Origin of the sequence: Microbacterium sp. CBA3102, from assembly GCF_007954505.1 — a bacterium.
In the GTDB taxonomy this organism is placed as follows: domain Bacteria; phylum Actinomycetota; class Actinomycetes; order Actinomycetales; family Microbacteriaceae; genus Microbacterium; species Microbacterium aurugineum.
On the sequence record NZ_CP042412.1, the window covers coordinates 2476098 to 2501537 of the forward strand.

The following is a 25440-nucleotide window of genomic DNA, read 5'->3' on the forward strand; positions in this document are numbered from 1 at the left end:
AGGGCCTAACCTCCCTCGGGTGATACTCCGACGGAGTGGATCGGGGCACGGGAGGTCAGACGCTGCGTCGAATCCGTCGCCGCAGACGGCCTCGGGGCTGGGGGTCCGGCTCCGGGTCCGGAATCGTGGGCACGGCCGTGCGATCCCCGGACAGCCAGCGCACCCAGGTGGTCCCCGGATCGCCTTCGAGCACGAGTGCGCGTGCCAGCAGGGTGAGCGGGATCGAGAGGATCGCGCCGAGGGGCCCGATGATGAACGTCCAGAAGATCACCGAGAAGAAGCTGAGCGTGAGGCTGAGGTCGACCGCGTCGCTGACGAACTTCGGCTGCACGAGAACCTGGAGCACCACGTTCACGACGCAGTACACGACGACCACACCGAGGAGGAGCGGCCAGCCGCCGACCGCGTACGCGAGGATCGCCGGGGGGACGAGTCCGAGGACGAATCCGATGTTCGGGATGAAGTTCGTCACGAACGCGAGGATCGCCCAGACGACGGGTGCGGGAACGCCCATCCACCACAGCGCCAGGCCATCGATGATCGCGACGATGGCGCCGAAGGTGGCGTTGACGATGTAGTAGCGACGGATTCCGGAACTGAGGTGGGTGATGCGCGCGATCACCGCACCCTTCGAAGCGCCGAAGAGTTCGGGCGCCTGCCGGTATCGTGCCGCGTCGGCCGCCATGAAGATGATGTAGGCGCAGACGAAGAACAGCGCGGTCGCGACGCTGAGCACGGTGCCGCCGATGCTGCGCACGAGGCCCAGCAGAGTGGTGGGATCCAGCACGGAGGCTGCCGCATCCGAGGCCTGCTCGTCCAGGCCCAGGGCCTGCAGCCAGGCGATGAACTCGTCGGCGGTGTTCGCCAGGCCTCCCTCCGAGACGAGATCGCCGACGAGCCGTGCGAACTGTGTACCGGCGAGCCAGAGCAGGGCGCCCATCGCCAGGAGGATCAGGTAGGCGACGACGATGACGGCGGTCGTGCTCGCCCACCGTGGCCATTCGCGGCGGTCGAGCGGGCGACGGAGGGGTTCGCAGATGATCACGATCACGATCGCGAGAGCCAGCGGTCCGAAGATGTCGCGCACGAAGTACACGCCCGCCAGCGTGACCACGCTCGCCGCGAGTACCAGGAGCACTCGAAGACTGGGGGAGAGCATCCGATCGCCGGAGCCCCCGGGCGGTGATGAGGTGGTCACGCGGCCAGCGTAGCCGTCGCTCGCGGGTGATCGCGCTCGCCTCGCGGATGGCACCGCGGACGGATGCCGGCGCTCAGTACGGCTCGGGCGGGACGAGGGGCGGCGTGCTCTGCTCCGGCGCCACCACGCTGCGCAGGCCGGCCGCTTCCAGTGCCTCGGCGACTGCGCGCACGGTGTCGGAGACGACGGTGGCGCCGTGCAGGGGGTGATGCCAGACCTGGAGTTCCAGCATCCATCGGGTCGGGGAGACTGAGCTGATGCGCACACCCGGGCGCTCGCGCGTGTGCACACCGTCGACGGTGGCCGCCGCGTCGGTGATGATCCCGATCACCTCGTCCAGGTCGAGGTCGTCGGACCGCGCGATCCTGACTTCCAGCGCGCTTCGACGCGCCCCGTGTCGGGAGTTGTTCACGAGCACGCCGGTGAGCAGCGCGGCATTGGGCACGTGCACCGTGCGCCCGTCCACCGTGGTGAGGATCACCGCGCGTCCGTTGAGCTCCTGCACCTTGCCGCGGATCTCCCCGTCCGGGCCGTCGATCGCGATCTCCTCGCCGATCTTCACCGACTGGCGGGACTGGATCAGGACGCCCGCCGCGAAGTTGTCCGCGACACCTCGCAGCACCAGGATCAGGACGACGACCGCGATGGCCGTCATCGCCAGCAGCGGCTGCACATTCGCGCCGAGGAAGGCCAGGCCGACCCCGATGCCGACCAGGAGCAGTGCGTACTGGGTGAATCGCGCGGCGAGCTGCGCCACGGAGTCCGAGATGCCGGGTGTCCGGGTCGTGAGCTTCAGAACGCCTTTGCGCGCGAACCGCGACAGCAGCCACCCGACGAGCACCGACAGCACCGCCAGCCCGATCTGCAGGGCGGAGAGGCCGTCGGGGAACAGGTCCTCCAGAGTCACGATCGCGGCTCCTTCGGGCTCGTCCGGGTCATCCGCCTCATGCGACAAGGATGCGCCGACCCGGTCGCAGCGCGTGCGCCGCGGTCACCCCGCGCGGGTGAGCCCGGCGGTGCGGTGGCGTGTGACCGCCGGGACACTGGGCCCATGTCCACGACTCCGCCGACGCCGGATCTGCTGACGGCCGCACGCTCGCGCGGAGCGACGAGAGAGCGTGCGCGGGAGGCCATCGGGCTCCAGATCTCGATCTTCGCCTTCATCCTCGCGGCACTCGTCGCCCTCCCCGTCTTCGGTCTGCGCTCAGCGCCGATCTCCGGCCCCGACTCGCTCGGCCAGTTCGTCGCACTGATGTCGGCAGTCACGGCGATCGTCGTCTTCGTGCTGGGGCGGATCATCGCCGCCGATCCCGCGCGGGAGAAGCGGCTCGGCGTGCTCGACATCATCGACATCGCGGCTTTCGCGTTCGCCCATGCCATGATCGCGCTGCTCGGATGGACGCTCGCGGCGACGATCATGGAGCAGGGGCTCCTCGGAGCCGTGGTGTATCCGATACCCGTGCTGATGCTGGCCGGAGCCGCCGCGGCGCTCACCGCGTACGTGACCTACTACTCCGCGACCCACCTCGATCTGCAGCTGTTGGCGACGGTGCTCGCCGTGTTCCTCGTGCTCGGAGTCCTCGCGAGCATGCTCACCGCGAGCGATCCGCAGTGGTGGAAGGAGAATCTGAGTGCCCTCGGTATGACCGACGATCTTTCGGCGCGCGCCTTCAATCTGACGTTGATCGTCGCCGGCATCCTCGTGACGACGCTGGCCCGCTACGCCACGCGGGGCATCCCAACCACGCATCCACGCGGAGTGGTCGCCGTGCGGACGTGCCTCGTCATCGTGGGAATCTTTCTCGGCCTCGTCGGCGTGTTCCCCGTCGATCAGCACTTCGCGCTGCACACGGGCGTGGCCTCGGGCATGGTCGTCGCGTACGCCGTGCTCGTGGTCGCCATCCGGCGATGGATCCCCGGTGTCTCCCGCACGTTCGTCATCCTCGGCTACGTGTTCATCCTGCTGATCCTGCTGCTCTCGGTGTTCTTCGCCGTCGGCTATTACACGCTCACCGCGGTCGAGCTGGTGGCGGGGACGGTCGTCTTCAGCTGGATCATCCTCTTCATCCGCACGGCCGATGCGCTCAAGCGCGACGCGGAGCGAGAGGCTTCGGACGGCGGAACTCGACGAAAGTCACCTTGAAGGGCTAACCGATACGCCAGTACCTTGGTGCCATGTCGCCCCCCCGTACGCTCGACGACGCCGGGACCGACGGTGCGATTCCGACCGCCGGCACCGCAACCAGGCGCCATCCGTCGCGAACGCGTGAGCGACGCGCTTGAGGCGGCAGCGGCGGCGGACTCGCTGGTCGTGGTCAGTGCCCCCAGCGGATTCGGCAAGACCACCGCCGTCGCTGACTGGGCTTCCGGGCTCGAGCAGGTCGCCTGGTTGGGCCTCAGCTCGTTCGACTGCGATCCGTCGCGGCTGACGCAGGGAGTCGTGCACGCCCTGCTGGTCGGGGCCGAGAGAGTAGGGCGGTCGCTGGCCATCTCTCGGGACCTGGACGACCCGAGTCACGCCTACCAGGAGATCTGCAGCGCCTTCGAGGGCGTCGATGACCGCGTGCACCTGATCATCGACGACGCGCAGCGCGCCGGGGAGGACTGGCGTCGGGGTCTCCTCGGCATGCTCGCGGAGCAGGGTCCGGACAACCTGCGGATCGTCCTCGTCGGCACGACGCTGCTCGAGGTCACGCTCTCCCGGCATCGGATCACGCATCCGGACGCCTTCGTGGGCGCGGAGACCCTCAGCTTCACGGCGCCGGAGGTGGAGCGTCTGCAGGCGTCGGCGGCGAACGGTCTCGCCGCCGACACGATCTTCGAGGAGACCAGGGGCTGGCCGATCGCCGTCCGCCTGATGATGATCGGTGGGGCTCGACCGGACTCCGTGGCGCAGAGCGCTTCGGGCTTTCTCGGCGCCTACGTCCGCGAACATGTGCTCGGCGCATTGCCACCGGGCGTGGCCGACTTCGTGCTCGACGCGAGTGTCTGCGGCGAGCTCACCCCGGAGCTGGCCGCTGCGGTCACGGAGCGTCCCGACGCGGCCGAACTCCTCGAGACGTGCGTACGGCTCGGTCTCTTCCTCGACCGGTTCGACGGTTCGCACGGGGTCGTGTACCGCTGGCACGCCTCGTTCGCACGACAGTGCGCGGAGATCGTGCGGCTCGATGCCGTACGCGCCGCCGCCTGCCATCGTCGTGCGGCGAGCGCGCTCGAGGGGACTGATCCCATCGCGTCGATCGCGCATTCGCTCCGCGCAGGGGAGTCCGTGACCGCGAGAGACACGTTGCTGCGCCATTGGCTCGGTCTCGTCGTGGGGACGAGTGCCGCCGAGGTCGAGCGCACGGCGGTGGAGATGCTGCATCGAACCCCCGACGACGCGCAGGTCCTCCTCGTCCGCGCCTGCGCGAGTGACGTGTTGGGCGACCATCGTGTGGCGCGCGAGCTGTTCCGCCGCGCCGAGGCGACGGTGGCCCGGACGTGCGAGGGAGCGGAACCCCCGGTCCTGCTCATCGCCCGGCTGTTCATCGCGGATGAACGCACCGAGGTCGCTGAGGCGAGCGCCAGAGTGCGCCGGATGCTCCTCGAGGGGGATTCGACCGAACTCGGGGATCGCGCGGCGCTCAACTATCTCCTCGGCTGGACCGAGATTCGTCATCGCGGCAACCCGATGATTCCGTTGGAGTACTTCTCGGTCGCCGCCAGGGAGGCGCAGACCTCCGGGGACCGCGAACTGGCGAAGCGCTCGCTCGGGCATCTCGCCTTCGGTCAGACGTGGGCCGGCCGTCTCACCGACGCACGGGTGTCCCTCGCCGCCGCGTACGACGTCGAGGACGCCACCCTTCCCTGGAGCACGTACGCCGGAGGGAGCGCAGCGACGGCCTCGGGCTATGTCGCGTACTGGTCGGGCGAGTTCCCCGAGGCGATCCGGGAGTTCGGCACGGTGATCGCCAACGGGGGTTCCGACCGATCCTTCACGAGCGTCGCGCGCATGATGACCGCCTACGCGGCGGCGGAGACGGGCGACGTCGCTGCGTGCCGTCGCGCGGCGATCGGCATCCAGGACATTCCCCTCGAGGTGATCCACGGCATCTCCTGGCCGGCATTCCGGGAGTCGTCGGTCGCTCTGCTCGAGGAGACGGTCGGGCGTCAGGATCGGGCGATGCGGATCGCCAGGAAGTACATCCAGTGCCCGGATCTCCCCGTCGTCAACGTCGCGCTCGCGGGGGTCCTGCGTCGGGCCGGCGAATACTCCGCGGCGCTGGAGATGCTGCGCTCGCTCCGTCAGTTCAGCGAGATCCCCTACGTGAAGTCGGCGACACTGATCACGGCTGCGGTGCTGCGCCGGCAGGGTGGTCATCACGACGAGGCGCATGATCTGTGCGAGGCGGCGGTCGCCGTCGCTTCCGGCGAGAACATCCGGCTTCCCTTCGGGCCTCGCGAGACGGCGGTGCGCAAGCTGCTGGGCGAACACGTCCACTTCGGCACGCAGTTCGAGGATTTCATCGGACGCTGCCTCGCGAACGATGCCGCCGGTTCGCTGGTGGAGACGCTCTCGGAGCGGGAGCGGGATGTCTTCCAACAGCTGCAGACCGCGCGGACGCTGCACGAGATCGCTCGAGAGCTGGCGGTGTCGATCAACACGGTAAAGACGCACCAGAGGGCGATCTATCGCAAGCTCGGGGTGTCCTCGCGGCGTGAGGCCGTGCGCACCACGGTCTGAGCCCCACGCACCTGGCGATGCGGGACGCTCAGTGGTGCTGCAGGGCCGTGGCGAGAACCGTGTTCGCGATCGCGGCCGGAATCGGTTGCATCGCCAGGATGCTGTCCCCTCGTCGATCGACGTCGCGGGAGAAGCGCTCGCTCCATGTCGGCTCGATGAGCATCAGCGCCGCGACGGTGCAGACGGGAAGGCGCGAGGCGAAGTGCCGCGCATCGTCGTCGCCGATCAGGCCGGGGGTGTCGAGTCCGAGTCCGGCGAGCGCGAACTCGTCGGTGTCGATCTCGATCAGCCGCCAATCGTCTCCATGCAGTCGATGGAGGATCAGGAAGTCCAGAAGGCGGATGGCTCCGCTCTCCACCTGTCGAAGCAGAGCCTCCAGGATGTTCGGGCTGAGGCGGCCGTCCTCGAGGCGCACGACGACGAATTCGACGTCGCCGAGCGCCTCCAGGGTCACACCGACCGCCTCAGGCACGATCTCAGCTCAGCGCGCGTGCCTTGATGGCAGCGAACTCGTCGGGGGTGATGGTGCCGGCGGCGAGGAGCTTCGACGCTTTGTCGATCTCATCGCTGGGACTGGAACCGGCGACGCTGCGGATGTAGGAGTCGGCAGCCTGCTGCTGCTCCTTGTACGCCGAAGCGCTGCGTTCGCCCATGCCCCTGCCGCGCGCGATCAGGTAGACGAGGGCCGTCAGGAAGGGGACGAAGATGAGGAAGATGATCCAGACGGCCTTCCACCAGCCGTTCAGGGCGTGGTCCCGGAACAGGTCCGCCACGATGTTGAAGAGCACCATCAGGTAGGAGATGAACACGAAGACCCAGAAGAACCACCAGATGATGTCCCAGAAGCTTGTCCAAATCGACACTTCGGACCCCTTTCGTTGAGTTACTGCGTACCGCGATAGTGACAGCGCGACGGGGAGGGCGGGGATCTCGCTCACCCCTAGCGGGCGACCCTCGCACGGTCACCAGGAACGGGTGAGGCGGTGGGGGCTCCGTCGGAACCTCGCGCGTATCGTGCACCGTGTGGACGAGACGGAGCCGGTGATGCACACGGAGCGGGAGAGGGGTCGACCCCTGTCCCGCCTGCAGCTCATGCTCCCGGCGAAGCCGTTGCTGTCGGGCTTCACCGTCGCCGTGGGGGTCCTGCTCGCGATCGCCCTGGCAGCGACGATCGCCGGCATCTCCACCGTTCTCATCTCGATCTTCCTGGGGATGTTCCTCGCGCTCGGACTGGATCCGGCCGTGCGCGCTCTCGAACGCCGGAGGATGAGCCGTGCGGCCGGTGTCGCGGTGGTCGCCGCCGTGTTCCTGGCCGTCGTCGCCGTGATCCTCCTCGTCCTCGTTCCGATGACGATCCGACAGGTCTCCGCCGCGATCGAGGCGGCACCCGAAACCATCGCGGCGATGCAGCAGAGCGAGTGGTACCTGGCACTGGAGGCGAACCTCGGTGTCGACCTCTCGGCCGTCGTCGCCGAGGGCATCCACTCGCTCACCACGCTGTCTTCCTTCCTCGCGATCTCCGGAGGGGTGCTCAAAGCGGGTTTCGGCGTGATCGGAGCGGTGTCGAGCTTCATCATGGTGGTCGTCCTCACGCTGTACTTCGTGTCCTCGTTGCAGAGCATCAAGGGCGCGGTCGTCTCCCTGGTCCCGCTGTACCGGCGGGCTCGATTCGCCGACGTGCTGGAGGAGATCACGCAGTCGGTCGGGGGAGTGGTCGCCGGCGGCGTGACGCTCTCGATCATCAACGCGCTGGTCGTGCTTGTGATCCAGTTCGCGGTCGGCTCGTCCATCCCCGCGGTGATGGCGATCGTCGCGTTCTTCGTCACGCTGGTCCCGATGATCGGGTCTCTGGTCTTCCTGGTCATCGGCAGCGTCGCGACGCTGTTCGTCAGCCCGCTGGCCGCGCTGATCTTCGCGATCGCGTACCTCGTCTACATCCAGGTGGAGGCGTACGTCGTCACCCCCCGTGTCATGGGCAAGGCGGCCGCGGTGCCCGGGGTGCTCGTGATCATCGGCGCGATGATCGGCGCCACCCTCCTCGGACTGCTCGGCGCGCTCGTGGCGATCCCGCTGACCGCGTCGATCCTGATCATCGTCCGCAAGGTGTGGATCCCGCGCCAGAACAGTCAGACCGAGCCGCCGGACGGCTGAGCGCTCACCCGGTTGGGGTGAGAATGCGGACCTCCGCCTCGACAGCGATGCGAGCATGAGCGCACGGTCCGGTTCGTCACCGTGAGAAAGGACAATCCATGAATGACTTCCGATTCGGCCCCGCCGAGTTCTACCTCGTCGGGTTCGAGGGAGAGCGTCCCGACCCGGCGACGTTCCGAGCACTGACCGACCTCATCGACAGCGGTGTCGTCCGGTTGCTCGACTTCGTCGTGTTGTCGAAGTCGGCGAGCGGTGAGGTCGAGATCGTCGAGCTCGACGACGATGACGGCGATCTCGGGCTGGACGACTTCCAGCCGATCGCCGCAGGCCTCGCCGGTGAGGAAGACGTGGAGGCGCTCGCTGCAGCCCTCGATCCGGGGCAGTCCGCCGCCGTCGTCGTCCTGGAACTCACGTTCGCCCGCGCTCTGGCGCAGAGCCTCGCGGCCGCAGGCGGGCAGGTGCTCCGGAGCGAGCGCGTCCCCGCTCCCGTCGTGAACGCCATGATGGACATCCTCGACCAGGAAGGTTAGTGACATGCCAATGAGAAGATTCGGCCGCCCCGGACTGATCGGGCTGGCAGCAAGGACAGCCGTCGTGGCAGGAACGGCGTCGGCCGTGGGCGGTGCCATGTCTCGGAACCAGCAGCAGCGGGCTCAGGGACAGTACGAGCAGCAGCAGTACGAGGCCGCCCAGCAGCAGGCGCAGATCGATGCGGCCGCGCAGAACGCCGCCGCACAGTACGCCGCTGCACCTGCAGCAGCGGCACCCCCGGCGGCAGCGGCGCCCGACGACATGGTCGCGAAGCTGCAGCAGCTGGCGGCGCTCAAGGACTCGGGCGTCCTCTCGCAGGAGGAGTTCGTCGCGGCGAAGCAGAAGCTGCTGAGCTGACGATCGGGGCGTGCGCCGGACCCGGCGCACGAGGGGGCGACACGGAGGAGGACGCCGCATGAGCGAACTGGAGGATCTGCGTGCCCGCGTTCTCCTGCTCGAGCAGGAGAACGAGGCGCTCAAGAAATCGCCGGCGGAGAAGGAGCGCAGGCGCCCGGTGGCGAGGAGCATCGTCGCGGGGATCGTGCTCGCCGTCGCCGTGTTGATGGCACCGATCGCGGCGATGGGCACGTGGGCGCGCCTCCAGCTCGTCGATGCCGACAGGTTCGTGGCGACGTTCGCGCCTCTGGCCGAGGATCCCGACGTTCAGGATTTCGTCGCCGACCAGGTCAGTGCCGCCATCCACGAGCAGGTCGACCTCGACGCGGTCGTGGGCGAGGTCTTCGACGGCTTGCGGGAGCTGGACCTTCCCCCTCGCGCGTCCTCCGCCCTCAGTCTCCTGGAGGCGCCGGCTGCCAGCGGGCTCACGTCCCTCGTCGACAACGTGATCCATGACGTGGTCGCCTCCGACCAGTTCGCCGACATCTGGGCGCAGTCGCTGCGTTTCAGTCATGAGCGTGCCGTGGCGATCATGCAGAACAGTCCGGACACCGCGCTTCAGCTCGCAGACGACGGCGTGCTGTCGATCGATCTCGGTCTCGTGGTCGAGCGCGTCAAGGCGGTGCTGACGGAACGCGGCGTCGGATTCGCGGACCTGATCCCGCAGATCGATCGCTCGATCCCCATCGCGCAGGCCGATGCTCTGGTGCTGGTGCGGACGGTCTACCAGATCGCGGTCGCCGCGGGCTTCTGGCTGCCGTGGGTCGTGCTCGGCCTGGTGGTCGGAGGGATCCTGATCGCCCGGAACCGCCCACGTGCGTTGTTCTGGACCAGCGCGGCGCTCGCCGTGGCATTCCTGCTCCTGTCCGCAGGGATGGGGATCGGCCGAGTGTTCTTCATCGGTGCGGTCAGTCCGTCGATCATGACGGCTGCCGCGGCCGAGTCCCTCTTCGATCAGGTGACGTCCTTGCTCAGTTCGACGATCGCTGCGCTGGCCTTGGTCGGCGTCCTGGTAGCGGTGTGGGCCTGGATCGCCGGGTCGAGCCGCAGTGCCGTCGCGCTTCGAGGCGCATCGGCGAGCGGGTTCGCTGCGGTACGGAACACCTGGGAACGGCGAGGCGTGTCCACGGGACGCTTCGGCCTTGCGATCGACCGATTCCACGGGCCGATCGTCATCGCCGGCATGGCCCTCGCGCTGCTCATCCTCATCATGACGCGACCGGTCTCGTTCGGTTCGGTGGTCGGAGTATCGGTCGGTCTCGTGGTCTTCCTCATCCTGGTCGAGCTCGTGCGGCGTCCCTCCACCGCGACGGATGTTCTCGGGGAAGAGGACACCGGCGAGGACGCGGCCGCACCGGAAGCCACCGTCTCGACGACCCCCTGAACCCCACCGAGCGTTCGGCCCGCAGGCTCAGGATGCCTGCGGGTCGCGCGTCGACGAGGGGAACACGGTCGCCCAGTCGTCCTTCACGCTGACCACGGTGTAGCCCTTGTCCGCAGCGTCTGCGAGCACCTTCTCGGCACCGGCGTCGTAGGGCGTGTCGCCGCGTTCCGGGTCGTCGTGGTGGACCAGGAGCGCGAATCCGGGCCGTGGTCCGCGGCGCGCGAAGTCCATCATCGCGGCGTCGCCGTTGGAGTTGCCGCCGACGAACAGGGGTCGTCGACCGATACGGGTCCAGATCCGGATGGGTTTCTCCGGGCCGTCGTCGAAGAAGGCCAGGGACGGCGAGTAGCGAACGGTCGCGTCCGTGTCGTCCCAGGCGAGGCCGAACGCCGACCCGACGACGCGTTCCGGCGGGATGCCGTAGTTCGCCTGGGTCATCGGGCGCATGAAATCGCGCTCACCTCCCGACACGATGTAGCACGTGAAGCCGTGCAGCTCGAGGTAGCGGAGCAGTTCGACCATCGGCTGATAGACGGTCTCGGCGTAGGGGCGCTTCAGTGTCGGGTGCTGCGCGACCTCGTAGAACTCGGCGACCGAGCGGGCGTAGTCCTCGACGCTCATGCCATCGGTGAGGCCGACGAGAGCCTGGATGATGACCTTCAGGTCGGAGTCGTCTCCGCCGTAGTGCTTGTCGATCGCCGTGCCCAGCCAACCGAAGTCGCCGCTCACCGCAGCGAGGTACGGCTGCTTCTCGGCCAGCGCGGGATCGCGTTCCGCGGCGGCGCGCCACTGTTCCACCACGTAGTGCAGTTGCGTGATCATCGGCTTCTCGGACCACAGGGTGCCGTCGTTGTCGAACACGGCGACCCGTTCCTCGACCGGTACCGCCTCCGGGCCGTCGGTGACGGAGGCGACGAACTCCTCGATCTCGCGCCGTGTGCGGGTGTCGCGCCACGACGGCAGGGCGGCGTTCTCGGTCATCTCGGATCCTCACGTCTCGATCGATCGGCGGTTCGACGGCTCCATGCTGGCATCCCACGAAAGCGTGGAGAGGCCGCCGGTCACCCCTCTCGGGTGAGACTCGGCGGTGCAGCGGGGGCGGGCGGCTGCTCGTCCCGTGTCAGCGGGGTGTGATGTCGCCGAGCTTCCAGCTCCGGTCGAAGTACGGCTCGGTGGGGCCGTAGAAGCGGAAGTACGAGAACCAATGCCGCCCGGGAATGGTCTGCACCCAGTTCGTCGGTCCCTCCGCGGGCTCCTCCGGACCGAAATACAGGTCGACCGACCCGTCGTCGTTGAGCGTGAGGTCGGTGTCCCGGGAACCACGGTCACCACGCTGCTGAGGATTGTCGATCAGACAGCGCGTCGTGACGTCGTACACGGTGGCCGACCAGAAGAGCTTGGCAGGAACATCCGCGGGGACATGCAAGGTGTAGTCGCGGCCTCCATCGAGCCACTCGCCCGCGCCGTCGACGTAGGAACCGAGGTACGCCTGACCGACGCCCGGCGTGGTGCTCTTCATCGCCTGAGAGAAGGACACGGCCTCGTAGAACCAGGACGCCCGCTCGAACAGCTCGTCGTATCCGTCGCCGCGCTGCGCGGGGTTATCGAGCACGATGGCCAGTTCCCACGCGCGGTCCGGCCAGTACCTGACCTCGTCGAAGCGCTTCGCGAAGGTGTTCGCCTGAGCCATGAGCTCCCCGGCCGCCGCGCCTTGCTCGAGGATGCGCGTGAGCCGTTCGTCGGGCGCGAACGGCTTTCCCTTCTCGATTCCCAACTGCTTGAGCATGGCGAGGTAGAAACGGTCCCGTTCGTCGACGACCTCGCTCTGGTAGATCGCGTGGAGGCGCTTCCAGTACTCGAGGCCGCGGGGCTGGTCGCCGGTCCATGCGCGGCCGTCGGGGGATACGATCCGCGTCGGCGCGGGGTTCGCACGGTCGGCGTACGGATAGATGCGCACCGCGTTCACGAGCGCATCGGCTCGCGCAGGATCGGGATCGAGGGTGCGGAACCCGAACATGATGTTCACGCCGGAGGAGTGGAGGACGCGGTATCCCGCATCGAGGTCGTCCGGCTCGGCGACAGCGGGTGCGAGGATGACGTACTTCCCGCCCTCGCCCCGGTCCGGGCCCATCTCGCCCATCGCTCCGACCTCGCGCTGCCAGAAATCGGAGACGCCCCCGGCCGTCGGGCCGGCGGGAAGTTCGATGACGAGGGGCCCCGTCTCTGCGAGGTCGAAGAAGTTGAGGATATAGGGGGTCGTCGCGTTGGCGGTGATCAGCCCGAGACGGTCCCGGTAGCTCAGGTAGCGCACGAGATCGCTGCTCGTCGCGCCGAAGACGTCGTAGTGCTGCGTCTTCCACTGCGCATACGAGACCAGGGGCAGAGCCCAGAGGTAGGTCTGGCATGCCAGCTGGTAGTCCAGCTCGTCGAAGATCAGCGGAAGGGACGAGCGCGCGGGGATGTCGAGGTCGATCTCGACGTCGGCGAGGCGTCCGGGGATCGGTGATGTCATGCGATGGTCCTCTCGGCCGTGAGCTGCGTCATCGGCGACGGCGGCTTCCACGATGACGCCAGACTATCCACGTTGTCCCCGCACGCGAGCGTTTTCGTCAGAAGTTCATCCGGAGGACTCGCGTGCGCCCTTGAGTAACGGCCGCACCGTCGTGGGCGGAAGGGACGAGGTCGGACCGCTGAGCGCGCGGAGCGCGTACAGGATGGTCGCGAGGTCGACGAGTTCCTGGACGAGAGCCCCGGCCACCGCTGGAATCACGCCCGTCATCGCGACGAGCATGAGCCCGACGCTCAGCCCGATACCGATCCAGATCGCCGCGAGCGCGACGCGCAGGGTGTGACGGCCGATGGAGAGCGCGTCCACGACCTTCGCCAGGGAATCGACGAGGATCACGACATCGGCGGCGTCGCCGGCGGCCGTCGCTCCTTTCGCTCCCATGGCGATGCCGATGTCGGCGGCGGCGAGCACGGGCGCGTCGTTGACCCCGTCGCCGACCATCATCACCGGCCGCGGGTGGAGTTCGGCGGCCAGACGCACCTTCTCCGGAGGAAGCAGCTCCGCGTGGACCTCGGATATCCCCACCTGATGGGCGACGGATTCCGCCGTCGGACCCACGTCACCGGTGAGCATCACGATCCGGTCGACGCTGTTCCCGCGCAGCCAGGAGACGACCGATCCCGCCTCCGGTCGCGGATGGTCGGCGAGCACGAGGACGCCGGCGAAGCGACCGTCGACGCACACATACGCGGCGGCCTGGCTCACGTCGAGCGTCGCGCGCACCGTGTCGGGCGCGTGGGAGGAGACGTAGGCCGGTTTACCGACCACCACCACCCGCCCGCCGATGCGGGCGACCACACCGTTCGTCGCCTCCTCGCGCGCTTCCTCGGCGGAATGGAGGGGGAGCCCGCGCTGCTCGGCCGCCCGTCGGATGCCCTCGGCGAGGACATGCGTCGAGTACTGCTCCGCCGAGGCGGCGAGCTGCAGGAGTTCGTCCGCATCGAAGCCGTTCGTCGGGCGCACGTCGACGAGCTCCGGTCTGCCCTGCGTGAGGGTGCCCGTCTTGTCGAAAGCGGCCGACCGCACGCGCGCGATCTGTTCGAGGACGGCGCCGCCCTTCATGATGACTCCGGCCTTCGCTGCGCGCGACAGTCCGCCGAGGAAGGCGACGGGAGCCGCGATCAGGAGGGGGCACGGCGTGGCGAGCACGAGCACCTCGGCGAACCGTGTCGAGTCGCCGGAGATCGCCCACGCGGCGCCCGCGAGCACGAGCGACACCGCCGTGAACGGGATCGCGAAGCGGTCGGCCAGTCGCACGACCGGAGCATGGGACGCCTCCGCTTCGTGCACGAGTGCGACGATCTGCTGGTACTGGCTGTCCGCGCTCGTGCGAACGGCTTGAATGCGCACAGCTCGGGTTCCGTTGATCGCCCCGGAGAGCACCTCTCCGCCGGCCTCGCGGGTCACGGGCATGCTCTCGCCGGTCAGCGAGGACTCATCGAAGGTCCCCGTTGTGGTCAGGAGGGTGCCGTCGACTGGGACGATCTCGGACGGTCGTACCAGGAGGACGTCGTCGACGGAGACCTGATCCACGGGAACATCCCGGACATCATCCGATTCCGTGGTCTCCGGATGCACGAGCACGTGGGCGATGCGCGGGGAGCGATCCAGCAGCGCGGACAGGTCGCGTTTCGCGCGGCGTCCGGCGAAGTCCTCGAGAGCCTCTCCTCCCGAGAGCATCAGCACGATGATGAGGGAGGCGATGTACTCGCCGACCGCGAGCGTGGCGACCATCGCGACCACCGCCAGGATGTCGAGCCCGACGTGACCGCGGAGCACGTCGCGCACCATCCCGACGAGGGTCCACGCGACGAACACCGCCACATAGCCCGTCGCGATCCATCGGCCGAGGTCCGCCGTTCCGCTCGCGTGGAGGACCAGCACGCCGACGAACACGAGGACGGTGATCGTGATGGCCGGATAGCGCCACAGCAGGGGGAGAAACCTCATGCCTCAGCTTCCCGCGAATCGCTGCGCGGTGCCAGCAGCACACGGGGGTGCGTTCGTGATCGAGGTGGAAGGTCCCGACCTCGTTTGCTTCCTGTTCGACATCAGGCGCTACATTCCATGCAGGCGCAGTCCGACGCGCGCCGGTGAGGAAGCCATGGTCATCTCGCGCCCTGATCTGAGCGTGCTCGCTCGGGTACGCGCTTCGTCGTCCCTGCTCGGCCCCAGTGAGTCACGGGTGGCAGCGCTGATAATCGAGCGTCCGACCGAGGTCGTCGTGTGGTCGACGGCGGAACTCGCGGAGGCGGCGGGAACGTCGACGGCGACGGTGATCCGCGCCTGCCAGAGCCTGGGTTTCCGCGGGTTCCAGCATCTCCGGCTCGAACTCGCCCGCTCGACCCCCTTGCGGCCCCGCGAAGAGGAAGCCGGCTCCGACACCTTCGACGATGCGGTCGAGGCCGTACGTCTGGCTCAGGAGTGCGTGAACCCGGCGCTCCTCCGCGAGGCCGCGATGGCGTTGCGTCATGCGCGCCGCGTGGTGCTCGTCAGCAACGGGTTCTCCGGACCACCGCTGCAGGACTTCGCGATGCGGCTCAGCATCCTGGGGCGCCCGGTGGAGGCGCCCGTCGATCCGCTCGCGCAGCAGTTCGCCGTCAACACCCTGGGTGAAGACGATCTGTGCTTCGGGCTGAGCTATTCCGGTGCGAACGTGCAGACGCTCCGTGCGTGCGCGGCCGCTGCGGACCGCGGAGCACGCGTCGCGGTCGTCACCAGCTTCGCTCGCTCGCCGATCGGACGCACTGCCGACATCGTCATCGCGACAGGGCCGGCAGCCGTGACGCACGATGTCGACCCGTTTCTCGCCCGAATCGGGCACACCGTGGTGCTTCACGCGCTGCACTCGGCTCTCGCGTCCGATGTGACTCCGTCGGATGCAGCGGGTATGCGTCACGTCGTCGCGGAAGCGATCACCGAGGAGTAGCGAACCCGACCGTTCACCTCCTGGTCAGCAGTGCGTCATCGCCGGGCCAGCAGACGGTGGGGCGCCCCGACTGTAATGGCGTTTCGTGTGGTTCGAAATACATGTAACGGCGGGGTGGGCTCATGCGGGCGATTGAGGTGGACGGTCTGTTCAACGTCCGGGCGAACGCGACGGGTTCGCCCTGGCTACTCCGCTCCGGTGCGCCGGAGTCGCTGAGCGATGCGGGAGAGTTAGCTCTGAGCGCGCTGCGGGTGAGCGTCATCGTCGACCTGCGCGAGCCTGCGGAGACCGGAGCCGTCTCCCACCGCATCCGTGTCGCGTCGGTCCCCGTCTACGGGGCTGAGCCGCCAGCCACCGGCTCCCTCGAAGCGATCTACGAGGGGTTGCTCCGAACCAGGGGGCGTGCGCTGACCGCGGCGGTCGGAGCGATCGCGGATGCCGAGGGAGCGGCCCTCGTGCACTGCACGGCAGGGAAAGACCGTACCGGGCTCGTCGTCGCGCTGGCACGACTCGCTGCGGGGGTCAGCGAAGAGGATGTGATCGCGGACTACGTGCGATCCGGTCCGGAGGTTCGTCCGGTGCGGGAGGAGCATGCCGAGCGCATCGCGGTTTCCGTCGACGCCCGGGAGCGAGCCGAGGTTCTGCGACTGCACCTGGAGAGCCCGCCGGAGGCCATCGCCCACGCGTTGGCCGTCATCCGAGAACAGGGTGGGGCCGAGGCGTATCTCCGCGAACACGGTCTCGCCCCGGACCGCCTCGCAGCGCTGCGTCGCAAGGAAGGGGCCTCCGCATGAGTCGCGAGACCGGGCGGCTCACGGTGCTGCACCTCAGCGATGTCCACGCCACGAGCAGCGGTCTTCTCTACGACACCGTCGACGGATTCGCTCGGTTGCGCGCCGTCGGTGCCTATCTGCGAGACGCCCGCATCACGCCGGAGGCAATCGTCGTCACCGGTGACCTGGTGCAGCGGGGGAACGCCGCCGCCTACCCGGCGCTGCGCGACGCATTCGACGAGCTCTCGGAGACTGCGGGCGTACCGGTGCTCACGGCACTCGGCAATCACGACGAGCCCGATGCCGCGCGTGTGCTGCGCGGCCATGAGCGGACCCACCACCGGGTGTACCTCATCGACGAGCTCCGCTTCGTCATCCTGGATTCGTCTCGCGGTGAGCTCGGTATCGACCAGCGTGCGTGGCTCCGAGACGTGTTGCGCACGCCGCACGGCAGCGGCACGGTCGTGGCGCTTCATCACGCGCCACTGGGTTCTCCGTTGCCGACGCTGGCGAAGGCGGGCCTGCGGGACGGGGACGACTTCCTCGACGACATGACCGGCTCCGACGTGCGGGCGGTTCTCGCCGGGCACTTCCATCACCCGCTGTCCGCGACGCTGCGCGGCATCCCCGTCTTCGTCGGTCCCTCGCTGGCGTATCACCAGGTGATGGATGCCGGTCCGAACCGCGTGAGCGGACACGACCTCGCGATGTTCTCTCTCGTGCACCTCCTGCCGAGCGGGGTCGCCGTCACCAACGTCGGGCTCGATTCGCCCGCGCCGATCTTCTCCTCCGTCATCTCCACCTGAACCCTGATTGGACACCATGTCATTCCTTCGCAAGACCGCTCCCGTCGCCCTGCTCGGCGTCGCCGCCTTCGCCCTCGCCGGCTGCGCCCCGACGCCGGCATCCACCGCGACATCCGAGGAGTCCGCCGCGGCCCTGGAACCGACGACCATCACGCTCTACACCTCCGAACCCCAGGAGAAGGCCGACGAGCTCGTCGCCGCCTTCAACGAGATCCACCCCGAGATCACCGTCGAGGTCTTCCGCGCCGGCACCGGCGACCTGACCACCCGTGTCGCGACAGAGCAGGCGTCGGGCGGCATCCAGGCCGATGTGTTCCTCGCCGCCGATGCCGGCACGTTCGAGGGGTACGCGGCGGACGACCTCCTGCTGAAGTACACACCGGCTGACGTGGATGCACTGAATCCCGATGTCGTCGATCCCGAGGGCTTCTACACCGGCACGAGGATCATCCCCACCGTCATCGCCTACAACACCGGCATCGTCACCACGGCCCCCGAGTCGTGGAAGGACCTCACCGACGCCGAGTACGCCGACAAGATCGTGATGCCGAATCCCGATGTGTCCGGAGCTGCGGCCTACAACGCCGCCGTGTGGCTGGACGACGACCAGCTGGGGGAGAAGTGGATGACGGCTCTGGCCGAGAACCGCCCGGTCATCGCCGACAGCAACGGTCCGGTGTCTCAGGCCGTCGCCACCGGCGCGCAGCCCGTCGGCATCGTCGTCGACTACCTGGTCCGCGAGCTCGCCGCACAGGGGTCGCCGATCGCCGTGTCCTACCCGAGCGAGGGTGTGCCGTACGTGTCCCAGCCCGTCGGGATCTTCGCGGACACCGACGCGGAGGCAGCGTCGAAGGCGTTCGTCGACTTCCTGGTGAGTGCCGCCGGCCAGGAGCTCGCGGTCGAGCAGTCGTACCTGCCGGTGCGCTCCGACGTCGGCACGCCGGACGGTGCACCGTCGATGGACGACGTCGAGATCCTCTCCCCGGACCTCGAGACGATCCGCAGCACGCAGGACGCCGCGGTCGAGACCTTCCGCTCGCTGTTCCTCTAGATGGCCGACATCTCCACTCCTGTCGCGGGTCCGGCATCGCGCCGGACCCGCGCTGACGGGTCCCGAGGGTTCGACGGGGTCAGTCTCCTCACGGTCGCCCTGTGGGCGGCCTGCGGAGCGTTCATCCTGCTCCCCATCGGCGCGATCCTGGTGCTGGCAGGCGGAGGACAGCAGGCACAGGTCCTTCTCCAGGGCGACGTCCTGGAAGCCGGTGCGAACAGCCTGCTCTCCGCCGGGGTCTCTGCGGTGCTGGCGGTCGTCGTCGGCACCGCCTTCGCGGTGCTCCTGGAACGCACCGATCTGCCGGGGCGCTCAGCCCTTCGTCTCCTCGCGCTGAGCCCGTTGCTCATGCCTCCGTTCGTCGGCGCCATCGCCTGGCTCGGTGTCGCCGGCCCCACCAGCCCGCTGAACCTGTGGTGGCGCGACATGTTCGGCGGGCCGCTCTGGTCGATCTACGGTGCGGACGGCGTCATCGTGCTGCTCACGATCCACAGCTACCCGATCGCCATGCTCATCGTCTCTGCGGCATTGCGCCGCATCCCCACCGATCTCGAACATGCCGCGCGGGTCGGAGGCGCCGGGCCGGTGGGCGCTCTCACCTCCGTCACGATCCCGCTGCTGAGGCCGGCACTCCTGTCGTCGTTCGTGCTGATCGCGGTCGGGAACCTCGCCGACTTCGGCATCCCGTCGATCATCGGGTTGCCCGAGCGCTTCACGACCCTTGCGACCCTCGTCTACCGCTACCTGCAGTCGGGCACGGTCGATGACCCGCTGGCCGTGGTCGCGACGATAGGCATCGTCCTGCTGGTGCTGGCGGTCCTCGCGCTGGTCGCCGATGCCATGATCGGACGACGCGGATGGGAACTGGATTCCTCGAGCGCCGTCATCGAACGCGTCTCGCTCGGTCGCGCTCGGGCCGGGCTCGGAGTGGCGATGTGGCTCGTGGTGCTGACCATCACGGTCCTGCCCCTCATCGCCCTGCTGACGCAGACGTTGCTGCGCGCGCCCGGCGTGCCCCTCACCTGGGACAACCTCACACTGGACCACCTCATCCGTGCACTCACCACGAGGAACGCGCTGGAGGGGGCGACGAACTCGGTGATGCTCGCTGTCCTGGCGGCAGTGATCTGCGGCGTCGTGGGTCTGGCCATCGGATTGCTCGTGTCGCGGGTTCCGAGTCGTGCCACCCGGGCGCTCGGGGCCGTCGCGATGGTGCCGCAGGCAGTGCCCGGCATCGTCATCGCCGTGGCCTGGCTCGTGCTCGCACCTGCGCTGGGGCTGTTCAACACACCGTGGCTGATCCTCGCGGCATACGTCACCTCGTTCACAGCGCTCGTGGTGCAGGCTGTCGCGGCTCCGCTCGCATCGACACCGACCAGTGCGGAAGAGGCGGCGCGGATCGGCGGTGCGACACGGGTGCGCGCCCTGATCGACATCTCCTGCCGCATGGCGGCGCCCGCCGCTCTCTCCGGCGCCGTGATCGTCGCCGTCACCGCTGTGCGTGAACTCACACTCTCGGTGCTTCTCCTCTCTCCCGGGTCGCAGACCCTCGGGGTCGCGATCTTCAGCTTTCAACAGGCGGGCGCGTTCAGCACCGCCGCCGCATGGTCGCTCATCGTGGCCGTGCTCGGACTCGCCGTCATCGGGCTTGCGATCCCGAAGACGAAGTAACAGAAAGGACGCCCATGGCCTCCGTCACGCTCGATCACGTCTCTCTGCGATACCGCTCCGGTGCCGTCGGACTCGCCGACATCGACCTGCAGATCGCAGACGGGGAGTTCCTCGCCCTCGTCGGCCCGTCCGGATCCGGGAAGACGACGCTGCTGCGCAGTATCGCAGGGTTCTTGACGCCCACGGCCGGTCGGGTCCTGATCGACGATCGCGTCATCGCCGGCCCGGGCGTCGCCGTGCCACCGGAGCAGCGGCGGCTCGGGATGGTGTTCCAGCAGCACGCCGTCTGGCCGCACTGGGACGTAGGTCGCAACGTCGAGTATCCGTTGCGGCGCGCCAAGGTCCCGCGCGCCGAACGACGGACCCGCGTCGGCGAGGCATTGGACCTCGTGGGACTCGCGGGCTACGAGCGCCGTGACCCTGCCACTCTGTCCGGTGGCCAGAGACAGCGTGTCGCCCTGGCCCGTGCTCTGGTCGCTCGCCCCCGCGTGCTTCTCCTGGACGAAGCGCTCTCCGCCCTCGACGAACCACTCCGTGATCGGCTTCGTCTCGAGCTGCGCACCCTCACGCGGGAGATGGGGTTGACCGTCGTCCATGTGACCCACGACCGTTCGGAGGCTCTCGCGCTCGCCGACCGCGTCGCCGTGCTCGACGGGGGACGCATCCAACAGGTCGACACCCCGACGAACCTGCTCGCTCGCCCGGACAGCCCGTTCGTCGCGAAGTTCCTCTCCGACGCCACGCTCGTGGAGGGACATGTCGTCGACGGCGTCTTCTCTGCCGCCGATCATCCGCTGAGCGTCCCCTGCCCCGGACGGGCGAGCGTTGCGCGGGCTACCGCTGCGGTCCTTCCCGGCTCCATCACCCTCACACCGGGCGGCGATGCCGTCATCCGCTCCTCGCTCTTCACCCCCGACGGCAGCGACGTCGTCGTGGACTGGCAGGGCACACATCTCCGTGCGCGGACGAGCGGAAGCCGTCATCTGGTCGGGGATGCGGTCTCCGTCCACATCGAAGAGGCGGTGGTCTATCCACAGGCCGGGGGACACGCTGCCGCGCGCGAGGCGGTGATGTCGGCATGACGCTCGCGCTGGTCAGGCACGGACGGACCGCGTGGAATCACGAACGCAGAATGCAGGGGCAGTCCGACATCGCCCTCGATCGGGTCGGTGAGGCCCAGGCCGATGCTGCGGGTCGTCTGCTGGCGAGGGCAGTCTGGTCGCAGATCGTCACGTCTCCGCTGCGACGTGCGGCGCAGTCGGCCGAGATCATCCGTGGTCACATCCCCCGTGCGGAGTACCGCGTGCACGAGGACCTCGTCGAGCGGCACTACGGTGAGGCCGACGGTCTGCCGATCGCCGAGGTCTGGGAGCGGTGGCCGGACCAGGAGTATCCGGGTGCCGAATCCGTCGCGGCCACTGCCGACCGCGCTGCCGGTGCCCTGAGAGAGCTCCTTCGGGAGGGAGTGAACACCGTGGTCGTGGCGCACGGCACGCTCTTGCGGCTCGGCATCGAGACGGTGACGGAGCAGCCGTGCTCGCGGCTGTCGAACGGCGATGTCATCCTGCTCGACGGAGACCAAGCTGCCGGGTACACCGCGCGGCGCGTGACGGAATGACCACGCCGGAGACGCTGCCATCGTCGGCTCCTGGTCGCGCCCGAACCTCGCGAATCTCATATCGGGGTGGCCGGAACACGGAAGGCCGCTCCGAAGAGCGGCCTTCTGATGGTGTTGTGCCCCCGACAGGAGTCGAACCTGCGACCTACGGTACCGGAAACCGGCGCTCTATCCACTGAGCTACGGAGGCGTACCGATCGACAATATCACTCGTCGGGGGTCGTCTCCGACCCGCCCGCCTCGGTGACCGGCGCGGCGCGCATCTCGTCGAGGGCGGCGCCGACCTTTTCGGCCAGGTAACGGTGTCCTTCGGTCGAAGGGTGCTTGCGTCCCAGATCGACGTCGATCACGTCGATATAGTTCTGTGCGGTGATCCAGCCCTGGGCGATGGGGGAGATGTACCACCAGCCCCGTGCCGCGGCGAGCTCACCCAGATCCGTGTCGATGCGGGCGGTCGTCGAACCCACGGGGAGCTCGTGCGGTGCCGGGCCGAGCACGACGATCGCGGCCTCCGGATACTTCGCAGCCATCGCGTCCCAGGCTGCGGCGACGGCCTCGCGGTAGCCTGCGACGCCCTGCTTCCGGTCGTTGATGGATCCCTGCATGATCACGAGGTCGGGGGAGAGGGCGGGGTCGAGTGCGGCGATGCGCTCGCCGAAGGTCGGGCCGTCGAGACCCGGCTTGAGATATCCGCTCCCTCGGACGCCGTTGACGATCGTCTGGCCGTCGATCAGGCTCGCGAGGACGTAGGCGTAGCCGAGCGCCGGTACCGTCGCCGCAGAGCCGTAGGTCCAGGAGTCGCCGAAGACCAGAACGGTCGGGTGCTCGGGCAGGGTGAGCGGAGCAGGGGCGAGCGCCTCGGACGCGGCGTCTGCACCCTCGATCGCGGCGCCCATCGGTGCCGCCGCGGGAAGGGGGATCCACGGTCGCCATACTCCGAGAACACCCGCAGTCACGGCGAGGAGGAGGGCGATGGCCACTCCTGCGCGGTGCAGTCGACGGCGCGGGACGGTGGCCTTCATGGGACGAGAGTAGATCACCGTGAGCGGATTGCGAATTCCGCACGTCCCGTGCCGTCGGATGCCGACGTGGCGCCCCGTAAACTGAGAAGGCTATGAACCCCGAATCGCTCGCCGCCGCCGTCCTTGCCGTCCTCGCACCCCTCGCCGAGGAACGACGTCCCGGTGAGCCTCTGGAACTCACCGCCGCCGACATCGTGCTGGAGCGTCCGCGCAACCGCGACCACGGCGACTGGGCGACGAACATCGCCATGCGCCTCGCCAAGCCCTTCGGCACGAACCCGCGGGAGCTCGCCCAGCAGATCGCCGACGGTCTCGGTGGGGTCGAGGGGATCGCGAGCGCTGAGGTCGCTGGTCCGGGCTTCATCAACATCCGGCTCGATGCGGCCGCCGCCGGTGCCCTGGCGAAGGTCATCGTCGACGCGGGTTCCGCGTACGGCACGAACACGTCGCAGGAAGGCGTCAGCGTCAACGTGGAGTTCGTGTCGGCGAACCCGACAGGGCCGTTGCACATCGCGCACACGCGGTGGGCCGCGCTCGGCGACTCGATCGTCCGCCTCCTCCTCGCGAGCGGCGCGAATGCCGTCCGGGAGTACTACATCAACGATGCCGGCGCGCAGATGGAGCGCTTCGCCCTTTCGGTTCTCGCTGCGGCGAAGGGCGAGCCCACCCCCGAGGGCGGCTATCCGGGGGAGTACATCACGACGCTTGCCGGTCGTGTTCTCGAATCGCGCCCGGATCTGCTCCAGCTGCCCGACGACGAGCAGTCAGAGGTGGCGCTCGAGCTCGCCTATGAATTCCAGCTCGCCGAGATCCGGTCCTCCCTCGGCCGCTTCAACGTGCCCTTCGACGTGTGGTTCTCCGAGCGCACGCTGCACGCGAAGGACGCATCGGGGTCGAGCCTGATCGATCAGGCCGTCGACCGTCTGCGCGAGCAGGGCCACGTCTTCGACGAGGACGGTGCGGTCTGGGTGCGCACCACCGACTTCGGCGACGACAAGGACCGTGTCATCCGCCGTTCGAACGGCGAGTACACCTACTTCGCCGCCGATGCCGCGTACTACCTGAACAAGGGAGACCGCGGGTTCCAGAACAAGATCTACCTGCTCGGCGCCGACCACCACGGCTACGTGCACCGGCTCAAGGCCATTGCGGGAGCGGCGGGTGAGGATCCGGAGAAGAACGTCGAGGTGCTGATCGGACAGATGGTGTCGATCAACGGTGCCCGCCTCAGCAAGCGCGCCGGCAACATCATCGAGATGGACGACCTGCTCGACTGGCTCGGCACCGACGCGCTCCGTTACTCCTTGGAGCGCTCGCCGGCGGACTCCCCGCTCGATCTCGATCCCGAGCTGCTGCAGAAGCGCACCAACGACAACCCGGTGTTCTACGTGCAGTACGCTCATGCCCGCACCCACAACGTCGCCCGCAACGCCGCCGACTCCGGCGTCGACCGCTCTGAGTTCGCCCCGGAGACCCTCACGCACGAATCCGAGGCCGCCCTTCTCGGGGCTCTGCAGGAGTTCCCGCGCATCGTCGCGTTCGCCGCCCAGGTGCGTGAGCCCCACCGTGTCGCGCGGTACCTCGAGGAGCTCGCGGGGCTGTACCACCGCTGGTACGACAACTGCCGCGTCATCCCTCAGGGCGATGACCCGATCGAGACGGTCCACCGCACCCGCCTGTGGCTGAACGATGCCGCCGGTCAGGTGTTCCGCAACGGCCTCGACCTCCTCGGGGTCAGCGCACCCGAGCGCATGTGATGGTCGCGTCATGAGCGACGACAACCACACCCTCCCGTATCCGGAGGCCGGTGCCGAGCATCCGACGCTCGTGATCCCCGGTTCTTCGCCTGAGCAGTCACCCGAGGGCGCGACCCGGAGACGTCGCTGGCCCTGGGTGCTGCTGGTCGTGGTGATCGTTCTGGCAGCGCTCGTCGTCGCCGCCGAGTTCGTGGCGCGCGCCGTGCTGCCGGGCATCGTGCGGTCGATCGTCGTGGAGCAGCTCGATCTGCCCGCCGATCAGCAGCTCGATGTCGAGACGCGGGGCCTGGTGCTTCCGCAACTCATCGGCGGAAACCTGGAGTCCCTGCGTCTGTCGACCGATTCGGTCACCCTCGAAGGCATCACGGGTGCGGCGGAGGTCACGGCGACCGACGTCCCGCTGCGCGGCGGTGAGCTCGGCGGCGCCTCCGGGACGATCCGCATCGATCAGGGGCAGTTCACCTCCCTGCTCGCCGGCACAGACCTTCCCATCGAATCCGTCGAGCTCGAGGCTCCGAACGCCACCGTGAGCGGATCGATCACCGTGTTCGGCGCGTCCGTGCCGCTCTCCTTGACCGTCACCCCCGGAGTCGTCGACGGCGACCTCGAACTCACACCGGTGGCCGCCAGCATCGGCGGGCTCGACATCGACCTCGATCAGGTCGGTTCGACGCTCGGCTCGCTCGGTCAGGAGGTCACGAAACCGCAGCGGGTGTGCATCGCCGATCAACTCCCCGCCGGACTCACCCTCACCGGGCTCGAGATCGTCGATGGCGCGGCGGTGATCGACGTCGACGTCGACGGAGCGATCGTCACGGACACGTCGTTGCAGGACAAGGGCGTCTGCCCGAGCTGAGGGAG

General features: G+C 68.5%; 23 protein-coding genes and 1 tRNA gene. 15 read left to right on the plus strand and 9 right to left on the minus strand.

Annotation, left to right across the window (positions count from 1 at the left end; translation table 11 throughout):
- Nucleotides 1-55 precede the first annotated feature (55 nt).
- Together FGL91_RS11790 and FGL91_RS11795 are read right to left on the minus strand one after the other, a co-directional pair.
- Nucleotides 56-1198 (minus strand): AI-2E family transporter, encoded by a 1143-nt coding sequence (locus FGL91_RS11790; RefSeq protein WP_227991590.1) that lies wholly within the window; start codon nucleotides 1196-1198, stop codon nucleotides 56-58.
- Between the two features lie 73 nt (nucleotides 1199-1271).
- Nucleotides 1272-2105 carry a mechanosensitive ion channel family protein gene (locus tag FGL91_RS11795; protein ID WP_165875428.1) on the minus strand — a complete coding sequence of 278 codons (834 nt, stop codon included), beginning with the start codon at nucleotides 2103-2105 and terminating at the stop codon, nucleotides 1272-1274.
- A 144-nt stretch (nucleotides 2106-2249) separates the two neighbouring features.
- On the opposite strand from FGL91_RS11795, the gene FGL91_RS11800 reads away from it, so the two are divergent.
- Together FGL91_RS11800 and FGL91_RS11805 are read left to right on the plus strand one after the other, a co-directional pair.
- On the plus strand, nucleotides 2250-3341 hold the full coding sequence (locus tag FGL91_RS11800) for a DUF998 domain-containing protein (protein WP_165875427.1): 1092 nt from the start codon (nucleotides 2250-2252) through the stop codon (nucleotides 3339-3341).
- 123 nt (nucleotides 3342-3464) lie between these two features.
- Nucleotides 3465-5921 carry a LuxR C-terminal-related transcriptional regulator gene (locus tag FGL91_RS11805; protein ID WP_153243908.1) on the plus strand — a complete coding sequence of 819 codons (2457 nt, stop codon included), beginning with the start codon at nucleotides 3465-3467 and terminating at the stop codon, nucleotides 5919-5921.
- A 28-nt stretch (nucleotides 5922-5949) separates the two neighbouring features.
- Here FGL91_RS11805 and FGL91_RS11810 read toward each other — a convergent pair whose 3' ends face one another.
- Nucleotides 5950-6393, minus strand: coding sequence for a DUF6325 family protein (locus tag FGL91_RS11810; RefSeq protein ID WP_153243909.1), 444 nt, complete (start codon nucleotides 6391-6393; stop codon nucleotides 5950-5952).
- A gap of 4 nt (nucleotides 6394-6397) precedes the next feature.
- Nucleotides 6398-6784, minus strand: coding sequence for an SHOCT domain-containing protein (locus FGL91_RS11815; RefSeq protein ID WP_047520406.1), 387 nt, complete (start codon nucleotides 6782-6784; stop codon nucleotides 6398-6400).
- 160 nt (nucleotides 6785-6944) lie between these two features.
- Between FGL91_RS11815 and FGL91_RS11820 the strand changes: the two genes are divergently transcribed.
- The 4 genes from FGL91_RS11820 (at nucleotide 6945) to FGL91_RS11835 (ending at nucleotide 10383) form a co-directional block, all read left to right on the plus strand.
- Nucleotides 6945-8072 (plus strand): AI-2E family transporter, encoded by a 1128-nt coding sequence (locus FGL91_RS11820; RefSeq protein ID WP_153243910.1) that lies wholly within the window; start codon nucleotides 6945-6947, stop codon nucleotides 8070-8072.
- 98 nt (nucleotides 8073-8170) lie between these two features.
- Nucleotides 8171-8602 (plus strand): DUF6325 family protein, encoded by a 432-nt coding sequence (locus tag FGL91_RS11825; protein ID WP_131492168.1) that lies wholly within the window; start codon nucleotides 8171-8173, stop codon nucleotides 8600-8602.
- A 4-nt stretch (nucleotides 8603-8606) separates the two neighbouring features.
- Entirely contained in the window at nucleotides 8607-8960 is a 354-nt protein-coding gene (locus FGL91_RS11830) for an SHOCT domain-containing protein (protein WP_131492167.1), read from the plus strand.
- Between the two features lie 58 nt (nucleotides 8961-9018).
- Nucleotides 9019-10383 carry a hypothetical protein gene (locus FGL91_RS11835; protein ID WP_227991592.1) on the plus strand — a complete coding sequence of 455 codons (1365 nt, stop codon included), beginning with the start codon at nucleotides 9019-9021 and terminating at the stop codon, nucleotides 10381-10383.
- A gap of 27 nt (nucleotides 10384-10410) precedes the next feature.
- On the opposite strand, the gene FGL91_RS11840 is transcribed toward FGL91_RS11835, so the two are convergent.
- The 3 genes from FGL91_RS11840 to FGL91_RS11850 all read right to left on the minus strand — a co-directional run bounded on the left by FGL91_RS11840 (nucleotide 10411) and on the right by FGL91_RS11850 (nucleotide 14902).
- Nucleotides 10411-11364: an HAD family hydrolase gene (locus tag FGL91_RS11840; RefSeq protein WP_153243911.1), complete on the minus strand. Its 954-nt coding sequence runs from the start codon at nucleotides 11362-11364 to the stop codon at nucleotides 10411-10413.
- 139 nt (nucleotides 11365-11503) lie between these two features.
- Nucleotides 11504-12895 (minus strand): DUF1254 domain-containing protein, encoded by a 1392-nt coding sequence (locus FGL91_RS11845; protein WP_153243912.1) that lies wholly within the window; start codon nucleotides 12893-12895, stop codon nucleotides 11504-11506.
- A gap of 105 nt (nucleotides 12896-13000) precedes the next feature.
- Nucleotides 13001-14902 (minus strand): heavy metal translocating P-type ATPase, encoded by a 1902-nt coding sequence (locus FGL91_RS11850; protein WP_153243913.1) that lies wholly within the window; start codon nucleotides 14900-14902, stop codon nucleotides 13001-13003.
- Between the two features lie 154 nt (nucleotides 14903-15056).
- On the opposite strand from FGL91_RS11850, the gene FGL91_RS11855 reads away from it, so the two are divergent.
- From FGL91_RS11855 to FGL91_RS11885, 7 genes are all read left to right on the plus strand, one after another.
- The gene (locus tag FGL91_RS11855) at nucleotides 15057-15881 is read left to right on the plus strand and encodes a MurR/RpiR family transcriptional regulator (protein ID WP_131492163.1); all 825 of its coding nucleotides are present in this window, start codon (nucleotides 15057-15059) and stop codon (nucleotides 15879-15881) included.
- A 122-nt stretch (nucleotides 15882-16003) separates the two neighbouring features.
- Nucleotides 16004-16675 carry a tyrosine-protein phosphatase gene (locus FGL91_RS11860; RefSeq protein WP_131492162.1) on the plus strand — a complete coding sequence of 224 codons (672 nt, stop codon included), beginning with the start codon at nucleotides 16004-16006 and terminating at the stop codon, nucleotides 16673-16675.
- Nucleotides 16672-17460, plus strand: a complete 789-nt coding sequence (locus FGL91_RS11865; RefSeq protein WP_153243914.1) for a metallophosphoesterase family protein — start codon at nucleotides 16672-16674, stop codon at nucleotides 17458-17460. Before FGL91_RS11860 ends, FGL91_RS11865 begins: the two co-directional genes overlap by 4 nt.
- A gap of 16 nt (nucleotides 17461-17476) precedes the next feature.
- On the plus strand, nucleotides 17477-18511 hold the full coding sequence (locus tag FGL91_RS11870) for an ABC transporter substrate-binding protein (RefSeq protein ID WP_153243915.1): 1035 nt from the start codon (nucleotides 17477-17479) through the stop codon (nucleotides 18509-18511).
- Complete coding sequence (locus FGL91_RS11875) at nucleotides 18512-20182, plus strand: ABC transporter permease (RefSeq protein WP_194239210.1); 1671 nt, start codon at nucleotides 18512-18514, stop codon at nucleotides 20180-20182. It begins immediately after the preceding gene.
- A 14-nt stretch (nucleotides 20183-20196) separates the two neighbouring features.
- Nucleotides 20197-21264: an ABC transporter ATP-binding protein gene (locus FGL91_RS11880; RefSeq protein WP_153243916.1), complete on the plus strand. Its 1068-nt coding sequence runs from the start codon at nucleotides 20197-20199 to the stop codon at nucleotides 21262-21264.
- On the plus strand, nucleotides 21261-21800 hold the full coding sequence (locus tag FGL91_RS11885; RefSeq protein WP_153243917.1) for a histidine phosphatase family protein: 540 nt from the start codon (nucleotides 21261-21263) through the stop codon (nucleotides 21798-21800). The genes FGL91_RS11880 and FGL91_RS11885 overlap by 4 nt, the downstream gene beginning before the upstream one ends.
- Before the next feature lie 117 nt (nucleotides 21801-21917).
- Here the strand turns inward: FGL91_RS11885 and FGL91_RS11890 are convergent.
- Together FGL91_RS11890 and FGL91_RS11895 are read right to left on the minus strand one after the other, a co-directional pair.
- Nucleotides 21918-21990: transfer RNA gene (locus FGL91_RS11890), tRNA-Arg, on the minus strand.
- A gap of 16 nt (nucleotides 21991-22006) precedes the next feature.
- A complete protein-coding gene (locus FGL91_RS11895; protein ID WP_227991594.1) occupies nucleotides 22007-22822 on the minus strand; it encodes an SGNH/GDSL hydrolase family protein in 816 nt (271 codons plus the stop codon).
- 92 nt (nucleotides 22823-22914) lie between these two features.
- Between FGL91_RS11895 and argS the strand changes: the two genes are divergently transcribed.
- Together argS and FGL91_RS11905 are read left to right on the plus strand one after the other, a co-directional pair.
- Nucleotides 22915-24579: an arginine--tRNA ligase gene (gene argS / locus FGL91_RS11900; RefSeq protein WP_131492157.1), complete on the plus strand. Its 1665-nt coding sequence runs from the start codon at nucleotides 22915-22917 to the stop codon at nucleotides 24577-24579.
- 10 nt (nucleotides 24580-24589) lie between these two features.
- Nucleotides 24590-25435, plus strand: a complete 846-nt coding sequence (locus FGL91_RS11905; RefSeq protein WP_047520433.1) for a DUF2993 domain-containing protein — start codon at nucleotides 24590-24592, stop codon at nucleotides 25433-25435.
- Nucleotides 25436-25440: the final 5 nt, after the last annotated feature.